Below are 13,309 nucleotides of genomic sequence, written 5' to 3'. Positions count from 1 at the left end.
TTACTTGCCCGGCAGGCGAACGCCCTTGGTGGTGAAGCGCTGGGTTCCGCCGGCGCGGCGCACAGGCCGGCTCGTGCCCGCCGCCTTGCCGGTGCCGGGCGGCTGATGCACCGGCACGAGCTGGTCGGGGCGCGCGCCGATGAGATCGGCGCGGCCCATCTGCCTCAGCGCCTCGCGCAGCAGCGGCCAGTTCTCCGGATCGTGGTAGCGCAGGAACGCCTTGTGCAGCCGACGCTGCCGCAGGCCCTTGGCCGTCACCACCTTGTCGCTGCCCCCGTGCCGCACGCCGCGCAGGGGATTGACGCCGGTGTGGAACATGGTCGTGGCCGTGGCCATGGGCGAGGGCAGGAAGGTCTGCACCTGATCGGCACGATAGCGGTTCTTCTTGAGCCACAGCGCGAGGTTCATCATGTCCTCGTCGGTGGTGCCCGGATGCGCGGCGATGAAGTACGGGATGAGATAGTATTTCTTGCCGGCCTGCTTCACCGCGGCGTCGAACATCTCCTTGAAGCGGTCGTAGGTGCCGATCCCCGGCTTCATCATCTTGTCCAGCGGGCCGCGCTCGGTGTGCTCCGGCGCGATCTTCAGGTAGCCGCCGACATGATGGGTCACCAGCTCCTTGATATATTCGGGGCTCTTCACCGCCAGATCATAGCGCACGCCGGAGGCGACCATCACCTTCTTGACGCCCTCCACCTCGCGCACCTTGCGATAGAGTCGGATCAGGTCGTCGTGGGAGGTGTCGAGGTTCGGGCAGATGTCGGGGAAGACGCAGGACGGGCGCCGGCAGGCCGCCTCGATCTTGGGGTCCTTGCAGGCCATCCGGTACATGTTGGCGGTCGGCCCGCCGATGTCCGAGATCACCCCCGTGAACCCCGGAGTCTTGTCCCGGATCAGCTCGATCTCGCGCAGGATCGAGCCTTCCGAGCGGTTCTGGATGATGCGGCCCTCGTGCTCGGTGATGGAACAGAAGGTGCAGCCGCCGAAGCAGCCGCGCATGATGGTCACCGAGAACTTGATCATGTCCCAGGCGGGAATCTTCGCCTCGCCGTAGGCGGGATGCGGCGCGCGGGCATAGGGCAGGTCGTAGACCGAATCCATCTCGGCGGAGGTGAGCGGGATCGGCGGCGGGTTCAGCCACAGGTCGCGATCGCCGTGGCGCTGGACCAGCGGCCGCGCATTGCCGGGATTGCTCTCCCGGTGCAGCACGCGCGAGGCTCGGGCATAGGCCTCGGGGTCCTGCTCGACCTGCTCATAGGCCGGCAGGCGGATCACCGTATCTCCGGGTCGGCGGGCCGCGCCCTCGTCGGCGCTGTCGAGATCGTCGGCGTGCAGCTCGGTGTAATGCTCCGGCACGCGGCGGAACAGCGCGACGCCGCGGATGGAATCGAGATCGCGCGGCGGCTCGCCGGCGGCAATCCGGTTCGCCACCTCGATGATGGCGCGCTCGGCGTTGCCATAGACGAGCAGGTCCGCCTTGGCGTCGGCCAGGATGGAGCGGCGCACCTTGTCCGACCAGTAATCGTAATGGGCGATGCGGCGCAGCGAGGCCTCGATGCCGCCGAGCACGATCGGCACGTCCTTGAACGCCTCGCGGCAGCGCTGGGTATAGACGATGGTGGAGCGGTCCGGCCGCCGGCCGCCCTCCCCGCCGGGCGTATAGGCGTCGTCGTGGCGCAGCCGGCGGTCCGCCGTGTAGCGGTTGACCATGGAGTCCAGGTTGCCGCCGGTGACGCCGAAGAACAGCTTCGGCTTGCCCAGCGCCTTGAACGGCTCCGCCGACTGCCAGTCCGGCTGCGCGATGATGCCGACCCGAAAGCCCTGGGCCTCCAGCAGCCGACCGATGATGGCCATGCCGAAGCTCGGGTGATCCACATAGGCGTCGCCCGTCACCAGCACGATGTCGCACGCGTCCCAGCCGAGCGCCGTCATCTCGGCGCGGCTCATGGGCAGGAACGGAGCCGCCCTGCCGGATGGCGGGCGGCGGTGGGGCAAGGAAACCTGGGGGTTTTCGGCGGCGGCTCGGGTGTCCATGGGGTCCACGCATAGGACGCCGCCGCCGTGAATTCAACCAACCGCGCCGTGGACTGGACACATGCGCGTGTCCCCATGGACCTTGCCCCGCGGATCGTCCGTCAACGCCTCCCCCGTGGCCTGCTGCAGAATCTTGGCCTGCATCATCCGCGGCCGCGCGGACGCCATGGCAACGGCATCTTGGCCCCAACCTGCTCGCGCCTCGGATTCCGGCGCGCCCCGAGCCTAGGTGTTTAGTCCCCGCATGTGATGGCTTGGCTGGCGAACGAAGAGTTCGGGCTTCTGCGTCGCGATCTGCCGGATGGCTTCGAAGGGTGTTTTGAAACGCAATGCCTTGAGTTGCTTGGCGTAGTTGTAGGCCAGCAGCCAGTCGCGGACATGGCGCCTGAGATCGATCAAAGAAGCAGAGTGGAAGGAACGGACAGTGGCCTCCTTGATGGGGCGCACCATGCGTTCGGCCTGACCGTTGGTCCACGGATGATAGGGTTTGGTCAAGCGATGCTCGATGCCACGCTCAGCGCAGACCCTGCCGAAGACGTGGCTGACGAAGCCCTCCGCTGCCTTCCTGTCGTGCGGGATGAACTGCACGCCGTTGTCGGTAAGCACCGTATGGATCCGATACGGAACGGTGCCGGTCAGGGCCTTGAGGAAGCCCGCAGCCACCAGTTTTGTCGCTTTGCGGTAAATCCTGGCGAAAACGAGCTTCGCTTGTCCGATCCACCGCCACGAAGAGGTAAGCCTTCCCATCCTCATAATGCAGCTCGGCGATGTCGATGTGGAAGAAGCCGATCGGGTAGGCCTTGAATTTCTTCTTCGCCGGCTTGTCGCCTTCGACATCGGGCAGGCGGGAGATGCCGTGGCGCTGAAGGCAACGATGAAGCGACGAGCGGGTCAGGTGGGGGATCGTCGCCTGAAGGGCATAGAGGCCGTCGTCGAGCGGCAACAGGGTATGCCTGCGGAAGGCGACGATGATCGCCTCTTCCTCCAGGGACAGGACTGTGGACTTGGCATCCTTCGGGCCGGTTGGCAGGTCAGCACAGGACGTCCGCTTCTTCCATTTCGCGACGGTTTTCGGGTTGATCCCGTAGCGCCGGGCCAGAGCCCTCAGGCTCTCTTGACTATGCTGTATCGCTCGACGGACCGCCTCTGTCGTCGTGGCGCATCCATGCAGAACTTGGCCCATAGCGCATCCTTCCAGTCCTGCGAAAAGACTGCACCATCAAAGCCAGGGATCAAACACCTAGACCCCGAGGCAGCAAAGGCCAATCCGCGGGCCATCTCGACCCGAATTGAAGCCCGGGGTCGCATGGGTACAAATGGTGAACGCGCCCACGATCTGCGGTTGGGGAAACAGCCTGGATACGTAGACGCCGACCGCACTCATTTGAATCGAAAATTGATCCCGACCATGCCCGGCGGCGAGATGCGGAAGATCAGTGATGCGCGCCGCGAGGCTTCCGACATCCCTCGCCAGCGCAAAGTATCGCAGAGCGCAGCGGTTTCGACAGTGGGCATCATCACCTTCGGGACCGAAGCGCAGCCATGGATCGAGGCCTTGCCGGTCGAGTTGCAGGACCGGCTATTCCGTGATGTTGCGGAAGCGGTCGCTCAGCGCCTCAACACCTCGCTGCACGGACTGGTGGTGCACCTGGACGAGACGGCGATCCATGCGCATTACCAATTGGCCGCCGTCGCCTATGACGGCCGGCCGGTCTCAAAGGTCGCGACCCCCTCGGTGACCTCCGAACTTCAGGATATCGCGGCGAAGGTCGCCCAACATTACGAGCCACGGATCGAACGTGGGCACCGCAAGCGAGATCGGTTGGCCGCCGGTGCGAAATATTCGGAGGTCGTGCACCGCACCGTCAAGGAGCTGCATCAAGACCTGCCTCTCGAGGCCGATGCGCTCCGTGCCCAGCTGGCCGATCTCGAGAGGCAGATGGGGGAGGCACAGGACACCGTTTCGAAGAACGAGCGGCGGGCCGCGGAAGCGCGGCAGAAGGCCGAAAAATGGGCGGAGACCACGGAAAAGGCAGAGAAGGCGCGCAAAAACGTCGAAACATACGATCGCCGTGCGCGGACCGCCGAAGCCAATTTGAGCACCCTTACGGAAAGGATGGAAGGCATTCTGCAAAAGCTCGCAGATGCAGACGCCACGCTGAAGCAGACTGCCAAACAGACCGCAGAGCAGGTCCGCTTGCGAGAGCAGGCGCAGACCCAAAAAGAGCGGATCGAGGACGAAATCACGGCGCTCTCGGTCTCCCCTCTTCCAGAGCCACCAACGATCCCGGCACCCGACCTCTTCATGCTGCCTGGCCGCGCCGAGGCGTGGGCGGCTGGACAGAACCAGCAGACCAAGGATTGGGCGAGAGAGCACTCATCGCGGATCGAGGCTCGGGAGAAAAAGCTGGCAGAGGCGGAGAGGCAGCAGGCGCAAAAGCGCGCCGAGGCGGAGCGGCTGCACGCACAGGCACGAGATGCGAAGCGGCTCAACCCACGTGACGATGCGCGTGCCGCGGAACTGCACAAGCTAAGCATTTCGCTCGCGCAGCGAGAGGTGGAGGTGAGGAAGGCTGAGGCGCGCCTGCGTGAAGAGGAGGAGGCCCGGAAGGAGCGCATGATACCCATCCAGCTCCACGAGTTGCCGGACGACCTGCTCGCCTTCGCGTGGGAGCTCGCGCTGCTGCAGTGGACAGACTCGAGTTTCGACGAGGAGAAGAACAGCTGGGTCCTGACTCATCAGGATGGAAAAGAGCACAAGGGTAGTGGTCCAGCGGCATGGCTGACGGCGCTGATAGGCAACGGGCTGCTGGCAGTACAGATCATCCTGGAGTGGTTCGGACTGGACCGCCTGGCAGCAAACCTCCAGCGTATCAAACTGCCGAAGCCGGAGCTTTGTGATCCACGCTCTTCTCCGGCCGCCGCCTCAAAAACCATAACCTACTAGCCGCTACCAAAGTTGCGTCGTAGGCGAAGAGGGCTGCGCCCCCTTTCGAAACCCCCTTGGCACACTCCGGTCGGGTGTTGCGTGCCTGCCTGTCCAGCCCCTTGTTCGATCCGCCGGAGGCTGATCGAACTCCGCGGAGCGGGACAGGGGCGACGCCCCTTGTCCCGATATCTCTCGGAGCGCCGCCGAGCTGGAGTGGAGGGCAAGGGTGGAGGGGCGGCTGGCGCGGGCGCAGCGCAGCGAGCCACGGGCCGCCCCGGAAAGCGAAGCGTCCCTTGCCCGGAGCGAGCACGGTGGCAGCAGGAACGTCCGTGCCTCACGCCGATCTCCGTTTGGCGCACGATGGCACATTCCCCTTGCTGTCCAATCCATCACATCGCTTCGATGCTCATGTCGCGCGTGTTCGTGCGAAACGCAGTGTAGTGGCGCGAACAGTCGCGATGATGCGTGAAGAGGAATGAACGCGCACGACCTTGCGTGAACATGCATGATACTTCATCCAACATATTGATTTTGCGGGCACCAAATTTGGCCCGCGAGGGGCGGCGCATTGGGGTCAGGGCGCACCGTAACCGTCGATCACATGCCAACCCGTAGCCGGCCAGCCTCTCCCCGCGGGGATCGGCCCCCGCGCCTTGACCGCGGTAAGGACATTCCTTACCTATGGAGCATCCAGATGGCGGATGCTCCGGCATGATCACGAGCAAGCTCACGTCCAAGGCCCAGACGACGATCCCGCAGGCGGTGCGCACGGCGCTCCATCTGCGGGAGGGCGACGAGATCGCCTATCGCATCGAGGATGGTCGCGTCGTGCTGACCAAGGCGGCACCGCAGCCGGCGGACGATCCGTTCGCGACCTTCGGCGAGTGGGACAGCGAAGCGGACCGCAAGGCCTATGCCGACCTTTGAGGCGGGCACGGTGGTGCGCGTGCCCTTCCCCTACACGGACAAAGCCACGCGGCAACATCGGCCGGCGTTGGTCATCTCCGATGGCGCCGTGGGCGAGGATGGCGCGTTGATCTGGGTGGTGATGATCACCAGCGCGGAAAACCGGCCCTGGCCCGGTGATGTGTCTTTCGGCGCCGGGTACCGAAAGGCCGGCCTGCCGGCGCCGTCCGTCGTCCGCCCGTGCAAGATCGCCACCATCGCGGCGCGCCATGCCGAGCCGCTCGGTGCGGTGTCAAAAGCGATGCTGCGAAAGGTCCATGCCGAGGTGCAGCGGCTGCTCGCGGCCCAGCGTGAGGCGTGACCACGCCACGTGCCGCAACTCTCATGTCGCCACCTGTGGCAAGCCACTCTCTTCGCTGGCGGAGGGCTCAATGCGCCTCGGCGGCCGCGAGCCGATAGATCGTCGCCCTATGCACGCCGAGGGTGGCGGCGATCTCCCGGGCCGGCATCCCCTCCGCGTGCAGCCGTCGCGCGAGACGCACCTGGTCGGCATTCAGCGCCGGCGGCCGGCCGAACCGGACGCCCCGCGCCTTCGCCGCGGCGCGCCCTGTCCCCGTCCGCTCGACAATCAACGCCCGCTCGAACTCTGCGATGCCGGCGAAGACCGTGAGCACCATCCGCCCCGCCGGTGAGGTCGTGTCGGCCCAGGGCTCGGCCAGGGACCGTAGGCCAGCCCCCGCGGCAGACAGGCGCTCGGCGATGTCGAGCAGGTCACGGGTGGATCGGGCGAGGCGGTCGAGCCGGGTCACGACCACCACATCTCCCGCCCTCAGATGATCCAGCATGGCGGTGAGCTGCGGCCGAACCCGGGTCGCTCCGCTGACTTTCTCCTCGAACAGCCGCTCGCAGCCGGCCTCCCGGAGGACGCTGCGTTGTTGCCGGAGATCCTGATCCTCGGTCGAGACGCGCGCATAGCCCAGCAGCATGGAGTTCTCGTCGCAAAACACGTCGCATAATTATCGCTTTATGCGACAATCTTTTGCAACCCTCAAAGGGGCGTGGCTACAGCGCGCCCGCATTGTCGCGAAACTTAGGAGTTGTGCGATGGTGCGAGATCAACATGTTTGGGTGAGCAACCTATGGGGTCATACAGCCGTATCGGTTGGGCGGAGCGATGCGAGGTCGTATCCTTGATAGCAGTAAAATGTACTTCCATTCCTGCTCTAAGCATTGGCGTCGGCTCCGTTCATATCGAGCCATCTGCGGAAGGGGACGCTCAATTGCGATCACACGTCCAGTTGGCAAAAGGGTAAGGTCATCGTCTGTCCGCGGACAGCGGATAGCAGTAGAAAATATAGCGCCAACTTTGATGCCATCCCCCCATGGGCGGAACGCCTTAACCGATTAGCATCCATAATATTTATTGCGTCATTTTATGCTGAAATGGAATTGCTCGATATGGAAAGCTATCTAACAGACTGGCCTGGAAAGAGCGCACGGGAGGCCTGTCCAGAACATCCTGCAGTTTATCATATGCTGGATGTCGCGTCGGTAGCGGAGCGATTTCTGATTTCAAGTCCATTCACCGAGGAGATCAAAGCTGCCTTCGTCCTTCTCATAGCTCTGCACGATCTCGGAAAGATCGGTGACGGCTTCCGCAACATGATCCGGGTTGGCTCAGCCCAGACGCTCCGTCACTGGGAATTGACCAATGCCTGGCTGCTGCCGAATGATCCTCTGCGCGCGCGGCTCGGGGCGAACGGTGCGGCCTGGACGGATTTGGTGGCGGCGATCGCTGGGCATCATGGCAGGCCGCCGAAGCCGTCCGGCAAGCCCCTGAAGCGGGAGATGGAATATTTCCAACGGTTTTGCAGGGCAGAGGGGGCGCAGGCCGCGCGGGATGTTCCTGCAATCATCGACGCCCTTTTTTCGCTCTGGCCTCACGCTTTGCTCGCTGGCGTCACAGAACAAGAAGCTAAGCGGTTGAGTTGGTGGCTCTCCGGCCTTACGGTGGCGGCAGATTGGGTTGGCTCGAATCCGGTATGGTTTCCGGCACGCAAGCCTGACCTCGGCTTGCCCGAATATCTCGCCGAAGCGAGGGCGCGAGCCATCGTCGCTGTGCAGGAGGCCGGGCTGCAGGCCGCACGGCTGGGCGAAGAACCGCTTTTCGACTTCCCCTTGCGCCCGATGCAGATCGCGGCGCGGAATATTGACCTTCCGGCCGGGCCAATGCTGGCATTCGTTGAAGACGAGACCGGCGCGGGCAAGACCGAAGCTGCGCTCATCCTCGCCCAGCGCATGCTGATCGCCGGCAAGGGGAAGGGCCTGTATTTTGCCCTCCCCACCATGGCCACGGCGGACGCCATGTTCATGCGTGCCGCAAAAGTCATTGGCCGGCTGTTCGAGGCGCCCTCGCTGACGCTGGCTCATGGCCGGGCCACGCTGTCCCAGCCCTTCCGCGATCTGGTAGGCCGCTCTGCGATCAGCGACGACGTGATCTGCGCGCCCTGGCTCGCGGACAGCCGGCGCCGCGCGCTGCTGGCCGACGTGGGGGTGGGGACGATCGACCAGGCGCTTTTGTCGGTGATGCCAACTCGCTTCTCCACGCTCCGCATGTGGGGCCTTGCCTCGAAGATTCTGATCGTCGACGAGGCGCACGAGATCAGCGGCGATCACTATATGGCGGAGCTGCTTGCCGCATTGTTGCGGGTTCATGCCGCGCTGGGGGGCTCGGCGATCCTGCTCACCGCCACCCTGCCACTTCAGGATCGAGCGATGCTGACGCACGCCTTCGCCCAGGGGGCGGGGCGTGACTGGCCCGTAGATGCGGACCAGAGCTACCCGGCCCTGTCGATTCCCGGTGGCGAGGCCCGGCGCGACTTCGACCAAAAGCCCGGTCTGAAAGGGCCTGTCCGGGTGGTACGGCTGCAGGCGATGGAGGCGGCGCTCGATCTGCTGACGACGCAGGCGGCGCGCGGCGCGGCCTGCGTCTGGGTGCGCAATGCGGTGGACGAGGCAATCGCTGCCGTCGAGGCGTTGCGCGCGCGCGGCGTGCCGGCATCCTTGCTGCATGCGCGCTTCGCGCTTTGCGACCGCAAGCGGATCGAGCAGGCTGAGATTGACCGCTTCGGCAGGATGGGCGAAGGGCGGGCCGGCCGGGTGCTGGTCGCGACCCAGGTCGTCGAATCGAGTCTCGATCTGGATTTCGACGTGATGATATCCGACCTCGCGCCCATCGCTGCTTTGATCCAGCGGGCGGGCCGGCTATGGCGGCACATGGCGGAACGCCCTCGCGCGCTGCGTCCCGTGCCGGAACCGGTGCTGCATGTGCTCTCGCCCGATCCAGCCGTGGTCGTGGATGAACGGTGGCTGGTGGATGTGCTGGGGCAGAGCGCCTGGGTCTATCCGGTCGCCGAACAATGGCGCACCGCCGATGTTCTCTTTCGCACCGGGATGATCACGTCGCCGGCCGGGCTGCGTGACCTGATCGAGGCGGTCCGCTCCGAGGCGAAGCCGGTGCCCGCGCCGTTGGAGGGGGCGGAGATGGAGCGCATTGGGCAAGGCTATGCTGAAGCCAATCGCGCCACGCACAACCTCATCGACTTTGCTGCGGGCTACCGCCGAGCAGGCGCCAGCGCTGACGATACCACCTTTCCCACCCGCCTCGGGCGGCCGACGCGAACTTTGGTGCTGGCACGGCGGCGGGCTGGAATGCTGGTGCCCTGGGCCGAAGGCCACGGCGCGGATGCCGTCGAGGGCTGGATGCTGTCGGAGGTGCAGGCCGACGCGCGGCGCCTCGAGCGGCTGGAACTGCCGGATCAGCGCGCGCCCGAGATTGCGGCCGTGACGAAGGATTGGCCGGAGTGGCGCCGGAACGGGATGACCGTCTGCCCGGTCGCGGACGATGGGTCGATCACTGAGGGCTTGCACTATCAGGCGGCCACGGGTCTATTGCTCTAGCCTCGCATGCGCGGGGATGACCCGTGTATCGCGGGCATATCCGTGAGGATGTCAGCACGTTCCCCGCATTTGCGGGGATTATTAAGTGTATAGCTGGAATATCTGAAGTCTATTGACTGCGCAACTTTTTGGTGCGCAGTATGCAAATGCGGCGGGCTCGGAAAACCGGCCCGCCGCTGTCGCGCTCAAGCTCCCCGCCGCTGCAACGGCAAGAAACAGAGGGGTTGGCACAGTGCATAAAATAATACCGCACCCCGCTTGAGCGGTTGCCACTTTAGGTACTCGCCCAGGCGGGGACAAGGCCCACGTACCTCACGTGCGTGGGCCTTTTCATCCGCGATCTCCTTCTCCGAGAGCGGTCATGCCCGTCAATCTCATCGCCGACCGCTGGATCCCCATCCGCCGCTCCGACGGCGCAGCCTCAGTCATCCGTCCGGATGAGATCGCTGATCCCGGCCTCGCCTTTCCCGACTGGCCCCGCCCAGACCTCAATATCGCCGTTCTCGAACTCCTGATCGGCATGGTCTTCCTCGCCGATCCCCCGGCCGACCTCCATGACTGGCAGGCCCGCAGGGCGCCCGACCCCGAACGCCTGCGCACCGCCCTCGCGCGGCTGGCGCCGGCCTTCAACCTGACGGGAGAGGGGCCACTCTTCCTGCAGGATCTCGATCCGCTCGACGGCGAGCCGAACCCGCCCGACATGCTGTTCATCGATTCGGCGGGTGGCAACACGGCGCGGAACAATGCGGACCTGATGGTTCGACGGAACCGCTATCCCGACCTCGATCTGCCCCTTGCGGCCATGGCGCTTTATCTCCTTCAGGCGCACGCGCCCTCGGGCGGGGCCGGCAACCGCACCTCCATGCGCGGCGGCGGGCCGCTGGTCAGTCTGGTCGATCCCGGAACCGGCCGGCTCTGGGACCTGATCTGGGCTAACGTGCCCTATGGCAAGCCGGCGGCGCCGGACGTGCTGCCCTGGATGAAGCGGACCCGGACGTCGCAAGCCAAGGGGTCCGAGACCTATCCGCAGCACGGCCACCCCGCCGAAGCCTTCTTCGGCATGCCGCGCCGCCTGCGCCTCGTCTCCGAGGCGGGCCGGGTCACGGGCGTCGTCCAGCGCCCCTACGGCACCAATTATGCCGGCTGGGTCCATCCGCTGACGCCCTACTACAGGCTGAAGGCCGGGGCCGAGCCTTTGCCGATGCACCCCCGCGCGGGGGTGTTCGGCTATCGCAACTGGCTGGGCGTGGTTCTGGCCATGACCGAGGAGCGGGTGGAATTAGGCCAGCGCGCAAAGGCGGTGGAGGAATATGGGGAGCGGTGCCGCGATCTCCCCGAGCCGCTGCCGGACCCGCGGATCATCGTCGCCGGCTGGTCCATGGATAACATGAAGCCGCGGGATTTCATCCTGTCGCGCCAGCCGCTCCTGCCGTTGGACGGCGAGGCGGCACTGACGCTTGCTGCGATGATCGAGGCCGCGGAGATCTTCGGGTCCGCGTTGCGGGGCGCGCTGAAGCCGGTGGCGGGCGAGGGAACCGCGCTCGACGCGCTGCGTGAAGCCTTCTTCATCGACACGCAGTCCGCCTTCGACGCTGGCGTCGATGCGCTGCTGCGCGGGGAACCGCCCGTCGAGGTGGCCGGGGCATGGGTGCGTGCTCTGGAGCGCGTCGCGCTGCGCATCTTCGAGCGCGAGGCCCTGCCGGGGCTCGACCAGAGAAAGGCCGAGGACATGGAGGCGATCATCGCCGCTTATGACGGATTGCGCGCGGTCTTCGCCGGTTGGCGCCGTCCGGGGAGCGACGCCTATAGCCGGCTCGACCTCAAACCGCGCCAAAAGAAGAAGGAGGCCACATGACCGGGGACGCTGACAAGCCAGACAAGAGCGACGGCGCGATCATTCTGGGCTGGTGGCGCGCGAACCTGCGTCCCGACCCGGATTTTGGTCTGGCCCGCGGATTGCGTGCCCGGCTGCGCCGGGCCACCCATGTGGTCGATGTGCTGGCCGAGCCGCAGGTGATCGCACTGCACGACGCGCTCGGCCGGCGCCACGATCCGGTGCGCCTCGCCGCGCTGGCCTCGCTGCTGGCCGCGGTCGAGCGGCACGACGGTCATCGGATCGCGCGCGCCTTGGGCGCCGGCGACGCGCCGCCCCTGTCGCATCTGCGGTTCCAGCGGCTGATCCGGTCCGACGGCGATGCGCTGGCCTTGGCCTTGCGGCGCGCCCTGCCCCTCGTCGGCCACGCCTGCAACGTCGCGGCTCTCGGCGAGGATTTCCTGAGGTGGGACGAGCGCGTCCGCGTTCGCTGGTGCTTCGACTATTTCGGCAAGGCGCCCCCCGATGCCGCGCCTGCCGTGTCTGAAACGGAGGAAACCGCGTGACCACGTTCCTGCAATTCCACCTGCTAACGGTTTATCCACCGTCCAACCCCAATCGCGACGATCAGGGGCGCCCCAAGGAAGCCCACTTCGGCGGCACACCGCGCCTGCGGCTGTCGAGCCAGTCCATCAAGCGAGCGGTGCGCATGTCCGCGCCGTTCCAGGAGGGGCTTGCAGGTCATCTTGCCCAGCGCACCAAGCTGATCGGCAATGTGATCCGGGAGCATCTGGAAGCGGAAGGGCTCGCCGCCGACAAAGCGCGCAAGATCGCCGAGGACGTGGCCAAGGCATTCGGCAAGATCGAGCCGCAGGACAAGAAGCGTCCCGCATGGGTGCAAGGCACCACGCTCGCCTTCATTTCACCCGAGGAGCGGACCTTGGCGCTCGATCTGGCGCAGAAGGCGGCCAAGGGCGAGGCCCTGCCTTCCGACAAGGACTTGGCCAAGACGGTCCTGCGCAGCGCCGATGGCGCGGTGGACATCGCCATGTTCGGCCGGATGCTGGCCGACAATCCCGACTTCAGCCGTGAGGCTGCGGTGCAGGTGGGGCACGCCATCACCACCCACCGCGCCGAGGCGGAAGACGATTTCTTCACCGCCGTCGATGATCTCAAGACGCGCGAGGAGGATGCGGGCGGCGCCCATCTCGGCGAGCACGCGTTCGGATCAGGCGTCTACTACCTTTATGCCTGCGTGAACTGCGACCTCCTGGTTGAAAATCTACAGAAGGACACGGCCTTGGCCCGCAAGGGGCTTGAAGCCCTGGCCCGGGCGCTGGCCACGGCGACGCCGAAGGGCAAGCAGAACAGCCACGCCCATCACCCCCGCGCCGGCTACATCCGCGCCGAGATCGGCTCGGATGCCCCGCGCGACCTCACCGGGGCCTTCCTGAAGGCGGTGGCGGGCGAGCAGTTGCTGGCCGCCTCCGTCCTGGCTCTCGAGGATATGGCGGGCCGGATCGATGCCGCTTACGGACCTGCTTCGGAGCGGGACGCGGTGATGGACGTGGTCGCCGGCAAGGGTACGCTCGATGAGATCGTCGCCTTCGCCGCCTCGGCGGTGCCGCACGATGGCTGAATACCTCGTCTTCACTCTGTGTGCCGGG

Annotated in this window: 9 protein-coding genes and 1 pseudogene; 7 read left to right on the top strand and 3 right to left on the bottom strand. The window is 65.8% G+C overall.

The genetic code is table 11. The features are described from left to right. Together V5F53_RS12075 and V5F53_RS12070 are read right to left on the bottom strand one after the other, a co-directional pair. Entirely contained in the window at positions 1 to 2,034 is a 2,034-nt protein-coding gene (locus tag V5F53_RS12075; protein WP_393997553.1) for a YgiQ family radical SAM protein, read from the bottom strand. Positions 2,035 to 2,259: 225 nt separating this feature from the next. After that, positions 2,260 to 3,217, bottom strand: a pseudogene (locus tag V5F53_RS12070) (IS481 family transposase). A 225-nt stretch (positions 3,218 to 3,442) separates the two neighbouring features. Between V5F53_RS12070 and V5F53_RS12065 the strand changes: the two are divergent. From V5F53_RS12065 to V5F53_RS12055, 3 genes are all read left to right on the top strand, one after another. After that, positions 3,443 to 4,981, top strand: a complete 1,539-nt coding sequence (locus V5F53_RS12065) for a plasmid recombination protein (protein WP_509212308.1) — start codon at positions 3,443 to 3,445, stop codon at positions 4,979 to 4,981. A 693-nt stretch (positions 4,982 to 5,674) separates the two neighbouring features. Then, positions 5,675 to 5,890: an AbrB/MazE/SpoVT family DNA-binding domain-containing protein gene (locus tag V5F53_RS12060; protein ID WP_237347393.1), complete on the top strand. Its 216-nt coding sequence runs from the start codon at positions 5,675 to 5,677 to the stop codon at positions 5,888 to 5,890. Continuing rightward, positions 5,877 to 6,230 (top strand): type II toxin-antitoxin system PemK/MazF family toxin, encoded by a 354-nt coding sequence (locus V5F53_RS12055; protein ID WP_393997554.1) that lies wholly within the window; start codon positions 5,877 to 5,879, stop codon positions 6,228 to 6,230. Before V5F53_RS12060 ends, V5F53_RS12055 begins: the two co-directional genes overlap by 14 nt. A 67-nt stretch (positions 6,231 to 6,297) precedes the next feature. Here the strand turns inward: V5F53_RS12055 and V5F53_RS12050 are convergent, their stop codons facing one another. Continuing rightward, on the bottom strand, positions 6,298 to 6,855 hold the full coding sequence (locus V5F53_RS12050) for a recombinase family protein (protein ID WP_393997555.1): 558 nt from the start codon (positions 6,853 to 6,855) through the stop codon (positions 6,298 to 6,300). Positions 6,856 to 7,327: 472 nt separating this feature from the next. Between V5F53_RS12050 and cas3 the strand changes: the two genes are divergently transcribed. The 4 genes from cas3 to cas7e all read left to right on the top strand — a co-directional run bounded on the left by cas3 (position 7,328) and on the right by cas7e (position 13,281). Then, positions 7,328 to 9,829: a CRISPR-associated helicase Cas3' gene (gene cas3 / locus V5F53_RS12045; protein ID WP_509212306.1), complete on the top strand. Its 2,502-nt coding sequence runs from the start codon at positions 7,328 to 7,330 to the stop codon at positions 9,827 to 9,829. 361 nt (positions 9,830 to 10,190) lie between these two features. After that, entirely contained in the window at positions 10,191 to 11,684 is a 1,494-nt protein-coding gene (casA, locus tag V5F53_RS12040; RefSeq protein WP_393997557.1) for a type I-E CRISPR-associated protein Cse1/CasA, read from the top strand. Beyond that, entirely contained in the window at positions 11,681 to 12,208 is a 528-nt protein-coding gene (casB, locus tag V5F53_RS12035; protein WP_393997558.1) for a type I-E CRISPR-associated protein Cse2/CasB, read from the top strand. The genes casA and casB overlap by 4 nt, the downstream gene beginning before the upstream one ends. After that, positions 12,205 to 13,281 carry a type I-E CRISPR-associated protein Cas7/Cse4/CasC gene (gene cas7e, locus V5F53_RS12030; protein ID WP_393997559.1) on the top strand — a complete coding sequence of 359 codons (1,077 nt, stop codon included), beginning with the start codon at positions 12,205 to 12,207 and terminating at the stop codon, positions 13,279 to 13,281. The genes casB and cas7e overlap by 4 nt, the downstream gene beginning before the upstream one ends. The last annotated feature ends 28 nt before the right edge of the window (positions 13,282 to 13,309 follow it).

Origin of the sequence: Xanthobacter cornucopiae (genome assembly GCF_043195065.2) — a bacterium.
In the GTDB taxonomy this organism is placed as follows: Bacteria; Pseudomonadota; Alphaproteobacteria; order Rhizobiales; family Xanthobacteraceae; genus Xanthobacter.
This window is presented reverse-complemented; position numbering and strand designations above follow the sequence as displayed.

Excerpts from the sequence above, each read along its gene's own strand:
- V5F53_RS12075 (WP_393997553.1), bottom strand. The coding sequence starts at position 2,034 with ATGGACACCCGAGCCGCCGCCGAAAACCCCCAGGTTTCCTTGCCCCAC.
- V5F53_RS12065 (WP_509212308.1), top strand. The coding sequence starts at position 3,443 with ATGCCCGGCGGCGAGATGCGGAAGATCAGTGATGCGCGCCGCGAGGCT.
- V5F53_RS12060 (WP_237347393.1), top strand. The coding sequence starts at position 5,675 with ATGATCACGAGCAAGCTCACGTCCAAGGCCCAGACGACGATCCCGCAG.
- V5F53_RS12055 (WP_393997554.1), top strand. The coding sequence starts at position 5,877 with ATGCCGACCTTTGAGGCGGGCACGGTGGTGCGCGTGCCCTTCCCCTAC.
- V5F53_RS12050 (WP_393997555.1), bottom strand. The coding sequence starts at position 6,855 with ATGCTGCTGGGCTATGCGCGCGTCTCGACCGAGGATCAGGATCTCCGG.
- cas3 (WP_509212306.1), top strand. The coding sequence starts at position 7,328 with ATGGAAAGCTATCTAACAGACTGGCCTGGAAAGAGCGCACGGGAGGCC.
- casA (WP_393997557.1), top strand. The coding sequence starts at position 10,191 with ATGCCCGTCAATCTCATCGCCGACCGCTGGATCCCCATCCGCCGCTCC.
- casB (WP_393997558.1), top strand. The coding sequence starts at position 11,681 with ATGACCGGGGACGCTGACAAGCCAGACAAGAGCGACGGCGCGATCATT.